Genomic DNA, 12,918 nt, shown 5'->3' with positions numbered 1-12,918 from the left:
TTGTGTGAACGCTCACCAGAGGTTTCTATCGTTTAAGGAGGTGATCCAGCCCCAGGTTCCCCTAGGGCTACCTTGTTACGACTTCACCCCAGTCATTGACCACTCCGTGGTAACCGCCATCCCCGAAGGGTTAAGCTAGCTACTTCTGGAGCAATCAACTCCCATGGTGTGACGGGCGGTGTGTACAAGGCCCGGGAACGTATTCACCGTGGCATTCTGATCCACGATTACTAGCGATTCCGACTTCATGGAGTCGAGTTGCAGACTCCAATCCGGACTACGACGTACTTTCTGGGATTCGCTCACTATCGCTAGCTCGCCGCCCTCTGTATACGCCATTGTAGCACGTGTGTAGCCCTACTCGTAAGGGCCATGATGACTTGACGTCGTCCCCACCTTCCTCCGGTTTGTCACCGGCAGTCTCCTTAAAGTTCCCACCCGAAGTGCTGGCAAATAAGGATAAGGGTTGCGCTCGTTACGGGACTTAACCCAACATTTCACAACACGAGCTGACGACAGCCATGCAGCACCTGTCTCACAGTTCCCGAAGGCACACCAAAATCTCTTTCGGCTTCTGTGGATGTCAAGAGTAGGTAAGGTTCTTCGCGTTGCGTCGAATTAAACCACATGCTCCACCGCTTGTGCGGGCCCCCGTCAATTCATTTGAGTTTTAACCTTGCGGCCGTACTCCCCAGGCGGTCTACTTATTGCGTTAGCTGCGCCACTAAGTCATTACAACCCAACGGCTAGTAGACATCGTTTACGGCGTGGACTACCAGGGTATCTAATCCTGTTTGCTCCCCACGCTTTCGCACCTCAGTGTCAGTATTAGTCCAGGGTGTCGCCTTCGCCACTGATGTTCCTTCCTATATCTACGCATTTCACCGCTACACAGGAAATTCCACACCCCTCTACCATACTCTAGCTAGCCAGTATCCGGTGCCATTCCAAGGTTGAGCCCTGGGATTTCACATCAGACTTAACAAACCACCTACGCGCGCTTTACGCCCAGTAATTCCGATTAACGCTTGCACCCTCTGTATTACCGCGGCTGCTGGCACAGAGTTAGCCGGTGCTTCTTCTGGGGCTAACGTCAAGATAAGTCGATATTAGCGACTCACCCTTCCTCACCCCTGAAAGTGCTTTACAACCCTAAGGCCTTCTTCACACACGCGGCATGGCTGGATCAGGCTTGCGCCCATTGTCCAATATTCCCCACTGCTGCCTCCCGTAGGAGTCTGGGCCGTGTCTCAGTCCCAGTGTGACTGGTCATCCTCTCAGACCAGTTAGAGATCGTCGCCTTGGTAGGCCTTTACCCTACCAACTAGCTAATCTCACGCAGGCTCATCTAATAGCGGAAGGTCACAAGTGATCCCCTCCTTTCCCCCTCAGGGCGTATGCGGTATTAGCATGCGTTTCCACATGTTGTCCCCCTCTACTAGGCAGATTCCTACGCGTTACTCACCCGTCCGCCGCTCGACGCCTGGTAGCAAGCTACCTTCGTTTCCGCTCGACTTGCATGTGTTAAGCCTGCCGCCAGCGTTCAATCTGAGCCATGATCAAACTCTTCAGTTAAAAGTTTGCTCACTCAAATCTTTACACTAACAATTTAACTTAATCAGTCCATCATCCTAAGATGACAAACCAACATAAAGCGATTGCTTGTAGACTCTCGTAAGACTTCAATTTTTTTGATCGCTCACAACCACTTAGCAAACTAAGCAACCATGTCAATCTTCTGAAGCCTCCAGCGAGCGCCCACACAAATTATCTGATTATCTATTTTAAAGAGCGTGCTGACTTGATAACGAAACCAGAACTTAATCTAGTATGTTGAACATGGTCTTCGTTGCTCTGAAGCCCTGTCCGTGTCAGCGAGGACGTATATTAAGGATCTACAGATTTAGTGCAACCCTTTTTTGAAGAAAAGTGCGATTAATTATGATTAAATTGAAATCATCAATAATAGCACCGTACTTTTCTACCAGATCCTAACGAAATCGCTTAAACACTACTCCAAGAGGCCCCCATAAACCGTACAGACAAAAAACAGCCATCATTACTAGAGCTGGCTCCAGGGCAATAAATACCAATACAAGAACAGCGATTAACAATACGACAAACGGAACACGGCCTTTTAGATTTAGATCTTTGAAACTTCGATATTTTACGTTACTCACCATTAAAAGACCGGTCATAGGGACTATCAACGCCATAAACGTCGCCAAACTCTCGCCCGAAACCCCTTTATCATTCGCTGCCCAAATAATTCCGGCAACAATTCCAGCTGCAGCTGGACTAGGGAGCCCTGTAAAGTAGCGTTTTTCTTCAACACCAAGCATTGTGTTAAACCGAGCTAGGCGCAGTGCAGCACCTACCGCATAGATAAAAGCGGCTATCCAGCCCACTTTACCCAAAGGCGCCAAAGACCAAGTAAAAACAATAAGTGCGGGGGAAATGCCAAAAGACACCATATCAGCAAGAGAGTCGTATTCTGCACCAAACGCACTTTGTGTATGAGTAAGCCTAGCCACTCGCCCGTCCAAACCATCTAAAACCATCGCAATAAAAACGGCTACCGCGGCATAAATGAAATTTCCATTCATAGCCGCAATAATAGAATAGAAGCCGGAAAAAAGTGCCGCCGTAGTGAATAAATTGGGAAGCAAGTACACTCCCTTGTGCGGCTGCCTTCTCCCATCTCCAACGTCAATGTCTTCTACCTCATCCGCTGATGACTTTTCCATCTCTTCTATAGACATACTAACGACCTTTTAAATTGAAATATGTTAAACAAGCTTAGCAAACGCATGCTTAGCCGCTTCGATAGTATAATCAATGTCCTCATCGGTATGCGCTTGAGAAATAAAGCCTGCCTCGAATGCCGCAGGTGCTAGGTAAATACCTTCTTCCAGCATATGATGAAAAAACGCTCTAAAAGTAGCTAAATCACAGCGCTGAACTTCTGCAAAACTACTGACCACTTTCGCTTCTGAGAAAAAGAAGCCAAACATCCCACCAACGTTAACAACACATAACGGCACACCAGCCTCATCCGCGGCTTTTTTCAATCCAGTTACAAGACGATTGGCTTTTGCGGCTAACGTGCGATGAAAGCCCTCCTCACTGATTTTATTCAGTACAGCCAAACCTGCCACCATAGCCACAGGATTACCGGACAATGTGCCTGCTTGATAAACCGGACCAAGCGGTGCGATGCACTCCATAATTTCGCGCTTGCCCCCAAATGCCCCCACAGGCATACCAGCACCAATCACTTTACCCAGCGTTGTTAAATCAGGAACTATACCGAAATGCTCTTGCGCACCACCTAAAGCCACGCGAAATCCCGTCATTACTTCGTCAAAAATTAGAACGGCTCCTGACTCATCACACACTTTACGCAGTGTTTCTAAAAAACCCTCAACAGGTAAAATGCAATTCATATTGCCAGCGACAGGCTCCACAATAATACACGCGATCTGTTCGCCTATCTCAGCAAAACAACGCGTTACCTCTTCACTATCATTAAACTGCAAAGTAATAGTATGCTTCGCTAAATCCGCTGGTACGCCCGGTGAATTGGGCACGCCCAACGTTAAAGCACCAGAACCGGCTTTCACTAACAATGAGTCTGAGTGTCCATGGTAACAACCTTCAAACTTAACTATTTTATCTCGACCGGTATAACCACGAGCTAGACGAATTGCACTCATGGTCGCTTCTGTGCCTGAATTCACCATGCGCACCATGTCCATCGAAGGAACAAGTTCACAGACTTTTTCCGCCATCGTAATTTCTACTTCTGTTGGTGCACCAAAACTTAACCCGAAATCCAATTGAGCTCGAACAGCATCTAAAACATCAGGATGAGAGTGACCTAAAATCATTGGCCCCCAGGATCCTACATAATCGATGTAACGCTTTTTATCTTCGTCGTAAACATAAGCCCCTTCCCCGCGCTGGAAAAAAATCGGGGTACCACCCACACCATTAAAAGCTCGAACTGGAGAGTTAACGCCTCCAGGAATACGGTGTTGGGCACGTGCGTATAAATCTTCTGACCGACTCATATTTTCTAAATCCTATAACTGAATAATATAATCTAAACAAAAAAAGTGGCCGAGTACCCTGCCACTAATCACTCTTTAATAAAAACTGATCAAGACGATGACGAGAAACTAGACCAAGCGAAGCGCCTGACAAAGGAACCAACGCTTCGGACAGTCCAGTTGCCTGAAACCACGCCAACATGGCTTCCAAAGATAAAGGCTCTTCAATTGAGGGTATAACAGAAGAATCCAACGCCTTAAACAAATCCATTGAAACCTTTTCATCGTCGATCACTAACCAAGGCTGCGGACCTAAATCTAATGTTTTTAGCGCCTCCAGCACAACAAGCCGGCGAGCCAAAAACCATGTACCTTCGTTTTTATAAGCCACATAGTCTAGCATACTCGACGCTAGATCTTTCACCCGCTCTAATGACGTACACACTGATAACGTCTGCACAGGATCAGCGACAGGCTTAATCGTATGATGGCGAAGAAAGCGCTGAAACGGGCTCACACTTGATGCCATTCCCATATAAGTTAAACGTTCAACAAACACAGATTCTTGGTGAAAAAATACCCTCATAAGCAAGCATGCCAAAACAATAACAAACAAAGCAGGCACAATGGCTTGAGAAGAGTGCGCCATTTCTACCACCGCCACCAGTGCGGTTAGAGGCGCCTGAAAACACGCTGCCATCATAGCGGCCATACCGAGCAACGCAAATAAAGTCACATCCGCCTCAAATACTAGCGCAATTTGCGCACCAGCGAGTCCACCAATAATAAAAGCCGGCCCTATCATCCCGCCTGGAATACCCAAGCCGATAGTAAATGCCGTTAGCACTGTTTTCACTAAAATCAACAATAACAATGATTTAACAACTAAATCACCAGATAGCAAATGGCTTAATGGTAAAAAACCACTACCGAGCGCCTCTGGTAAATACACAGCCGCTAACGAGGTCGCAAAAGCAACCAGCGCAAAACGCCACCAAACCGATAAAACACCAAATTGCCACAGTGGCTTTTGGGTGTGCAAAAATAACACCGATAAAAAGACAATAAAAACAATGAGCGCGGAACAAGCATAAAATAAATCCAAAGACAGCAACACCGAGGAAACCGCCTCAATACTGAAAATATCCAGAGGCCCTAAAAGGTAATGGCTAATTAAAGTCGCCGTGACAGAAGACAGTAAGAGTGGCAGAACATAGCGCTGACGGTATTCGAGAAAAATCACCTCAAACGCAAACAAAACGCCAGCAAGAGGTGTCTGAAAAACGGCAGAAATCGCCCCAGCAATGCCGCAAGCCAATAATGTTTCGACACCATATTGAGGTAACTTAGCTTTTTGAGCTAAATAGCTTCCAATCGTAGCACCAAGATGAACTGCAGGGCCTTCTTTGCCAATTGATAGACCCCCAACCAACCCAATCGCCGCCGTAAAAAACTGCACAACCCCATTACCTATCGGTAAATTGCCGTTGTGGTAATTTAAGCGCTCTACTACATACGGCACACCCACTTTATGCAGTCGGTTTGGCAACAATGTAAAAATCAGAGCCAACACCAAACACGCCGACACAGACAAACCTACCCGCCACTCAACTGGTAAAGACTCAAATGCATCAAAATCTGTTCCAATAAAAGAGCGCGTAGGCAGATACACAACAGCGTAAAAAAGGGCCATTAAAAGCCCGCTGAACAAACCGCACAGCGTTCCCAGAGCCGCCAAGGTCAACAAATCATCGTACGATTTGGCTCTATTTGACCATCGTTGTTTAATATTAATGCCTTTCAGATCCTCCCTCCCTTTTGAATCACGTCATTGAGTTGACACTCGAACTGAATTTGTTGGGTGTCGATTAGTCGCATATCCAACCACGTTCACCAGCGATCTAAACGACTCGACAAACACATGTGGGTAACCACTTTATTTAGGTTTGGCCAGCTGTCTATCTCACCTCTAATCACATTCAAGCGCGCCATAGAAGATGCTTGCACCAAAAGTAACAGATCCAAATCACCACTGATTGAGTGCGCCAGTTTAATTTCTGGAAGACTTTCAATAAGAGGTTGCACTAACTCACAAGATAATGGGCGAAACGTTAACGCCAAATACGCCGTAACTCCTTCTTCTTTCGACACCGCAGTATGAGCGTGGTATCCCGTAATAATGCTACTATCTTCCATGCGCTTGATTCGCTCAGTAACAGCAGAGCGAGATAAATTGACTTGACGACTGATGTCGGAAACAGAGAGCCGAGCATCGTCGACCAATAATGCCAGTATTTTCTGATCATAATGATCCGCCACTCAAAAACCCTCTTTTATTACTTTTATCATTGTCCGTTCACTTTGACGGAGATTCCGGCAAAATGCTTCTCAATAGGGCCAACTTGTATGGCGTATTTTTAATGCGCTTATTTTATCCTTAGCCACAGTAAATAACAGCTCCTGAATTCGACTAATCAAGGCGACCCTATGTCTAACTATCAAAAAACACTCGGCCCCTTCCAGGGAATGGCAATGACCGTCACAACGTTTATCGGCACTGGACTAATGATTTTACCTGCCATGTCGGTATCTCAAGCGGGCTCTTTCGCTTTTTACGCATGGCTTATTACTGCGTTAATGATAATACCGATAGCCTTTGTATTTGCCTTTTTAGGCGCCAAGTACCCGTCGGCAGGCGGCGCGTCTCATTACATAGGACGAGCATTTGGCTCTCGCTATGAAAAAGCGGTTGGTTGGCTTTTTTTGAGTATTTTATTGGTAGGGCCAGCCGTCGCTATTAAAGTAGCAGCGGCGTATTTGACACTCATCTTTAATGTTTCAGATGAATGGTTACTTAGTTTTAGCTTACTGACACTCGCAGGGATGGTGCTGTTCGCCATTGTCGGCATGCAAACCTCTGCCCGATTTCAAACGGGCGTTGTGATTGTTATGATAGGAACCATCATTTGGCTGTGTATTATTGGTGACATTCAAGGCAGTCGCCAGATGATTGCAACGCCCACAAACTCATCAGAATGGCAGCAAACGCTCTATGCAACTGGCGTGATATTCTGGTGCTTTTTAGGCATTGAAGTGATGGCACATATGGGCGCCGAGTTTAAGAACCCTGCCCGTGACTTTCCCATCGCATTATTGGGGGGAATGACCATCGTCATACTAGCGTACTTAAGCCTAGTATTACTTATTGCCTGGCATCACACCTATGGCGATGAAGTGACCAACAGCCAGTCCCTAGCCTTGCTTGTCAGCAAGCTCATGGGCCATACCAGTAGCCGAATATTTGCAGCTGGTGCCTATGTCATTGCTTTTGCCAACGTGGCTATTTATATTTTAGGATTTTCTCGCATGGTTCAATCCATGGCAAATCAAGGGGCTTTACCTAAAACATTTATCGACCTAAATAAAAAAGGTGCACCGGCTAAAGCGGTCATGTTAGTTGGCGCCATTACGGTGTTTTCAATTGTTTTTGCTGAACTGTCTGGCTGGAAAATGGCGTGGTTTATTGAAATGACCAATGGAAGTTTTCTGCTCATTTACGCATTAACCTGTATCGCCGCATTAAAATTGGTAAATCGCACAGTGCAATTGATCGCCGGTATTGCGCTGATAAGTTGTAGCTTCATGGTATTTTTTATTGGCCAAAGTATGCTTTTTGCTTTTATGGCCTTTTGCTTAGCGCTGGGTTATGAGTACATTAAATCTAAGAAAAGCCCCATCAAAATATCCAAACTTCCTGTACAATAATGATTATTTTATTACCTTAACGTCTTACATTTTACGAAACACCGTTGTTTCGTCAGATTCAAACAGGAGCGCTTTATGCCACTATTAGACAGTTTCCGCGTCGATCACACTCGTATGGACGCGCCCGCAGTGCGCGTTGCTAAATCCATGTCTACCCCTAAAGGAGACGATATCACGGTTTTTGATTTACGGTTTTGCGTACCAAACGAAGAGATTCTCTCAGAGCGTGGCATACACACGTTAGAGCATTTATTTGCAGGTTTCATGCGTGAACACTTAAATGGTGAAAGCGTCGAAATCATCGACATTTCTCCTATGGGCTGTCGCACGGGTTTTTACATGAGCTTAATCGGCACCCCTTCTGAAGAGAAAGTAGCCGATTCTTGGAAAGCGGCTATGGGCGATGTGCTTAACGTAAAAGCCAAAGAAGATATTCCAGAACTTAATGAATATCAGTGCGGCACGTATGAGATGCATTCTTTAGAAGAAGCTCAAGCAATTGCAAAAATGATTCTCGATCGCGATGTAAAAGTGAACAGCAATGCTGACCTTTACTTGAGTGAAGAATTTCTTAAAGAACATAGCTAATCACTGATTAGCAGTCATAACAGATTAACAAAAGGCGGCTTGTAGTCGCCTTTTTCCTTTTAATCTAAGGCCAAGTACGCACATTACCTTTCTGTTCCGCTGTGGAAACACATTGGCCCACCGTAAAATACTCACTTCTTCATTTAAGACCTGAGAATACTATGTCTATTGCACATCTTTTTTTGTGGGCAACCGCCGCCATTTGGGGCTTTGCCTTCGTTGCCCAAAGTGTTGGTATGGAAAGCCTCGGCCCACACAGCTTTAACGCCGTACGTTTTTTACTGGCGACCCTCTCACTTTTACCACTGCTGCTGATCTTTAAACCCAAGATTGCCCAAGACAATCGTACACTTTGGCTGGGCGGTCTCGCCGCAGGCGTTTGCCTATTTCTTGGTTTTACGTGCCAGCAAGTCGGTTTGCAGTACACCACAGCGGGCAATGCTGGCTTTATTACCAGCATGTATATTGTATTTGTTCCCATATTGGGACTCATACTCGGACATAAAACAGAAAAACACACTTGGATTGGCGTGGCGCTCGCTTTGGTGGGACTCTATAGCCTGACAGTGGGCCCCAACCTATCAATTAATAAAGGGGATTCCCTCGCACTTCTGGGTACGTTGTTTTGGACGGGGCACGTTTTGATTATTGGGTATTTATCGCGTTCTGTTGCCGCCTTACCTCTGTCTATTGTGCAGTTTCTCGTCGCCACCGTGCTCGCAACAATTGTCGCCGCTGCACTTGAAGTACCGACTATAGAGGGCATTAAAATGGCCTGGTGGCCCTTGGTTTATGCCGGTGTCGCGTCTTCTGGCCTTGCATTTACTTTGCAAACATTAGGACAGAAAAACGTCTCTCCCAGTGTCAGTGCGCTTATTTTGTCGACAGAAGCCGTGTTTGCAGTCATCGGTGGATGGCTGTTTATGGAAGAGGTGTTATCGACTCGCGCCTTACTTGGCTGTGGCTTCATCATGGCAGGCATGATAATTAGCCAATGGCCGCGTAAACCAAAAATCGCGACGGCAGTGATATAACGTTCAATCGAGCTCTAATTCAGCCCCTTTTTCAATGTTTGCCGGCATTTCTCGTGACACTGGGGTTGAAAGCACCATCATGGTATTAGTGTCACTTAAGTCGATAAGGCGCTCTAACAGCACATCCAATAAAGACATAGAACGCACGGCTACTCGTAATACAAACGCGTATGGACCGGTTACGTTATGACAAGAAATCACCTCATTCAGACTCATAACCAGCGCTTTAAATTCTCGCTCTTTTGTCCGGTAGACTTGGCATTCTACTAATGCGGTTATGGGAATCCCGATCTTTTCTAAGTTGATTTTTGCACCATAGCCCGTAATCGCACCAGATTCTTCGAGTTTTCGCACTCGCTCCGCCACCGCAGGAGCCGATAAGTGAACCAACTTGCCCAGTTCGGCATACGTTAAACGGCCATTGTCTTCCAATAATTTAAGCAGCTTCCAATTCGTTTTATCCATCTGAAGACCTTCCGTTCTTTAATGTATAAAAAAGCCGCGAACATTCGCGGCTTTTTAGGTCAGGTGTTTCAGTGCCGAGACTACAAAGACAACGTCTTCTCACCACGAGCAATACCAGACACACCAGTACGAACCACTTCAAGAAGGTGAGCGCCGCCCAACGCTTGCAAGAAGCCATCTAGCTTGTCGGACTCACCCACAATTTGAACCGTATAAATAGACGGTGTCATGTCGATAATGTTGCCACGGAAGATATCAACCGTACGTTTTACTTCAGCACGCTGTGCTCCAGTGGCACGCACTTTCACCAACATTAACTCACGCTCAATGTGCTGACCTTCGGTCAAGTCCACCAGCTTAACCACGTCAATCAACTTGTTCAGCTGCTTAGTGATTTGCTCGACAACTTGGTCAGAACCGAAGGTCGTTAAGGTTAGGCGTGACAAGGTAGGGTCATCAGTGGCCGCTACGTTCAATGATTCGATGTTAAAGTTACGCTGAGAAAACAAACCCACCACTCGCGACAACGCACCGGGCTCATTTTCCATCAATACAGAAATAATGTGTCGCATAATTAGGTTCGCTCCGTCTTGCTCAAGAACATATCGCGCATTGCACCGCGAGGTACCTGCATCGGATATACATGTTCTTCTGGATCTACGTAACAGTTAATAAAAACCAACTGATCTGTCATAGCAAACGCTTCTTCCATTTTCGCGTCTAGCTCATCTTTGGTCCGAATCTCTACGTATTTATGACGGTATGCGTCCATAAGCACCTTGAAATCGGGCAAAGAATCCATGTAAGAATTCGAGTAACGACCTTCGTAGTTCATGTCCTGCCATTGGCGAACCATGCCCAAGTAGCCGTTATTCAAGCACAAAATTTTAACTGGCAAACCGTATTGCAAACAGGTCGAAAGCTCTTGAATATTCATCTGAATACTGCCTTCGCCGGTGACACACACAACCGTTTCTTTCGGGAAATTCATCTTCACGCCCATGGCCGCAGGAAGACCAAAGCCCATGGTACCCAAGCCACCCGAGTTCACCCAACGGTTTGGTTTGTCAAATTTGTAATACTGCGCCGCAAACATCTGGTGCTGACCCACATCAGAGGCAACATACGCATCGCCTTTGGTCGCACGCCAGCAAGCTTCAACCGCCGCTTGTGGTTTGATTTTATCGCTGCTGGTGTCATAACGTCCGCCATGAACAAGACGCCACTCATTGATTTGCTTCCACCAGCTTACAAGCGCTTCGGTGTTAGAACTTTGACCTTCGATCAAAGACAGCATTTCTTCTAACACTTGACTCACAGGTCCTACAATAGGCACATCAGAACGAATGGTTTTAGAAATAGCGGCAGGGTCAATGTCAATGTGGATGATTTTAGCACCGGGACAAAACTTGTCGGGGTCATTGGTTACACGGTCATCAAAGCGTGCCCCCACCGCAAGAATCACGTCGCTGTGATGCATGGTCATGTTCGCCTCATACGCGCCGTGCATACCCAACATACCAACAAACTGTTTGTCGGTTCCTGGATACGCGCCTAACCCCATTAAGGTATTCGTAACCGGCACATTCAATGCTTTTGCTAAGGTCACCAAGGGTTCAGATGCACCGCCCATAATCACACCGCCGCCGGCATAAATAATCGGACGTTTAGCAGCCAACAAGAGCTCAACCGCTTTTTTAATCTGACCGCTGTGCCCTTTCGTTGGTGGCGTGTAAGAACGAATAGACACCGATTCAGGGTATTTATACTCGTATTTGTCGCCCGGCATCGTCATGTCTTTTGGCACGTCAATTACCACCGGACCAGGGCGCCCGGTACTCGCAATATGGTAGGCTTTTTTTAGAATCATCGGGATTTCAGAAGGATGCTTGACCGTAAAACTGTGCTTCACAATAGGACGTGACACACCAATCATATCCGTTTCTTGGAACGCGTCTTCGCCAATCAGGTAACTCATAACCTGACCGCAAATAATAACCATAGGAATGGAATCCATATAGGCTGTTGCGATACCCGTGACGGTATTTGTGGCACCGGGCCCAGAAGTAACCAGAACTGTCCCCGCTTTACCTGTTGCACGCGCATAGCCATCTGCCATGTGCGTTGCCGCTTGCTCATGCCTAACCAGAATGTGTTTCACATCAGACTGACGATGCAGAGCATCGTAAATATGAAGCGCCGCACCACCTGGATAACCATAGATATATTCAACGCCCTCATCTTTGAGGAAGCGGGCGATCATTTCACCACCGGATAATAACTCCACCTTGTTACCCTCTATAGTATGTATCTGTCTTAAAATTTTAGTGCGGCTATTGTAACCGCATAAGACAAGCAGATTAAAGTTGATAGAACGAAGTTTCTAAACTAACTGAGGTAACTTTTAAAATAAGGGAAGCTTATAAAAAGTAAAAATCACTCAAACGCAAGAAATCGCAGTTTTGACACTGCCCGCGTCTTTTCGCGAGAAGAAGCATAAAACAACAATATTGCGTTGAAGTATGCTCGTGCTTAATCAGAAAATCTGACTGAGATGAGCTAGTGGCTCATAAATAGAGGTCATCGACAGGGTGTCGTCGAATTATATTGGTTTTTATTTTGTCTTTATGACTGAATTTTGTCAACACAAAGCGCATAAAAACTTGCTCTAGCCTACACTTCATGGTGTCATAGCGTGATAATTTCATAAGGAGTTTTACCATGGCTAATGAGCTCAACCAACAACGTATTATCGACGAGTTTACACGTTGTTTTCGTAAAATGTTGATGGACCCAGAACTCGCTGGTGAGTTAGTCCGTATCGCTAAAGAAAACATCAATCAGCCGAATGCTTATCAACGTATTGCCGACGAAGTGTCAAATCAAACGACGATCAAAATTCAAGAAGAACACACAGAAGCCGACCGTAGATTTATAAAATTGCTAATGGATGTGGTAAAAGGCGATTCTCAGCTTTACTAATTTAATGTTTTATACGCTGGGCCCTGTTTAAG

Annotated in this window: 11 protein-coding genes and 1 rRNA gene; 4 read left to right on the top strand and 8 right to left on the bottom strand. The window is 46.0% G+C overall.

Features of this window, described 5'->3' with window-relative positions; genetic code table 11:
* Positions 1-33: 33 nt before the first annotated feature.
* From FXV75_RS04575 to FXV75_RS04555, 5 genes are all read right to left on the bottom strand, one after another.
* A 16S ribosomal RNA gene (locus tag FXV75_RS04575) occupies positions 34-1,575 on the bottom strand.
* Positions 1,576-1,991: 416 nt separating this feature from the next.
* A complete protein-coding gene (pssA, locus tag FXV75_RS04570; RefSeq protein WP_148831397.1) occupies positions 1,992-2,762 on the bottom strand; it encodes a CDP-diacylglycerol--serine O-phosphatidyltransferase in 771 nt (256 codons plus the stop codon).
* Positions 2,763-2,789: 27 nt separating this feature from the next.
* Complete coding sequence (hemL, locus tag FXV75_RS04565) at positions 2,790-4,073, bottom strand: glutamate-1-semialdehyde 2,1-aminomutase (protein WP_148831396.1); 1,284 nt, start codon at positions 4,071-4,073, stop codon at positions 2,790-2,792.
* 64 nt (positions 4,074-4,137) lie between these two features.
* Entirely contained in the window at positions 4,138-5,745 is a 1,608-nt protein-coding gene (locus FXV75_RS04560) for a chloride channel protein (protein WP_262368461.1), read from the bottom strand.
* 197 nt (positions 5,746-5,942) lie between these two features.
* Positions 5,943-6,371 carry an Lrp/AsnC family transcriptional regulator gene (locus FXV75_RS04555; protein ID WP_148831394.1) on the bottom strand — a complete coding sequence of 143 codons (429 nt, stop codon included), beginning with the start codon at positions 6,369-6,371 and terminating at the stop codon, positions 5,943-5,945.
* A 168-nt stretch (positions 6,372-6,539) separates the two neighbouring features.
* On the opposite strand from FXV75_RS04555, the gene yjeH reads away from it, so the two are divergent.
* From yjeH to FXV75_RS04540, 3 genes are all read left to right on the top strand, one after another.
* Positions 6,540-7,817, top strand: coding sequence for an L-methionine/branched-chain amino acid transporter (gene yjeH, locus FXV75_RS04550; RefSeq protein ID WP_148831393.1), 1,278 nt, complete (start codon positions 6,540-6,542; stop codon positions 7,815-7,817).
* A gap of 75 nt (positions 7,818-7,892) precedes the next feature.
* Positions 7,893-8,405 (top strand): S-ribosylhomocysteine lyase, encoded by a 513-nt coding sequence (gene luxS, locus FXV75_RS04545; protein ID WP_148831392.1) that lies wholly within the window; start codon positions 7,893-7,895, stop codon positions 8,403-8,405.
* A 161-nt stretch (positions 8,406-8,566) separates the two neighbouring features.
* Positions 8,567-9,439 (top strand): DMT family transporter, encoded by an 873-nt coding sequence (locus FXV75_RS04540; RefSeq protein WP_148831391.1) that lies wholly within the window; start codon positions 8,567-8,569, stop codon positions 9,437-9,439.
* Between the two features lie 3 nt (positions 9,440-9,442).
* Here FXV75_RS04540 and FXV75_RS04535 read toward each other — a convergent pair whose 3' ends face one another.
* The 3 genes from FXV75_RS04535 to FXV75_RS04525 all read right to left on the bottom strand — a co-directional run bounded on the left by FXV75_RS04535 (position 9,443) and on the right by FXV75_RS04525 (position 12,191).
* The gene (locus tag FXV75_RS04535) at positions 9,443-9,904 is read right to left on the bottom strand and encodes an Lrp/AsnC family transcriptional regulator (RefSeq protein WP_148831390.1); all 462 of its coding nucleotides are present in this window, start codon (positions 9,902-9,904) and stop codon (positions 9,443-9,445) included.
* 80 nt (positions 9,905-9,984) lie between these two features.
* Positions 9,985-10,476 (bottom strand): acetolactate synthase small subunit, encoded by a 492-nt coding sequence (gene ilvN, locus FXV75_RS04530; RefSeq protein ID WP_148831389.1) that lies wholly within the window; start codon positions 10,474-10,476, stop codon positions 9,985-9,987.
* Positions 10,477-10,478: 2 nt separating this feature from the next.
* On the bottom strand, positions 10,479-12,191 hold the full coding sequence (locus tag FXV75_RS04525) for an acetolactate synthase 3 large subunit (protein WP_148831388.1): 1,713 nt from the start codon (positions 12,189-12,191) through the stop codon (positions 10,479-10,481).
* Between the two features lie 434 nt (positions 12,192-12,625).
* Here FXV75_RS04525 and FXV75_RS04520 point away from each other — a divergent pair, with 434 nt between their 5' ends.
* Positions 12,626-12,886, top strand: coding sequence for a hypothetical protein (locus FXV75_RS04520; RefSeq protein ID WP_148831387.1), 261 nt, complete (start codon positions 12,626-12,628; stop codon positions 12,884-12,886).
* Positions 12,887-12,918: the final 32 nt, after the last annotated feature.

It is taken from the genome of Marinomonas sp. IMCC 4694, from assembly GCF_008122525.1.
Lineage (GTDB): Bacteria > Pseudomonadota > Gammaproteobacteria > Pseudomonadales > Marinomonadaceae > Marinomonas.
The sequence above is the reverse complement of the archived record's forward strand: the minus strand, read 5'-3'. Positions and strand labels throughout refer to the sequence as shown.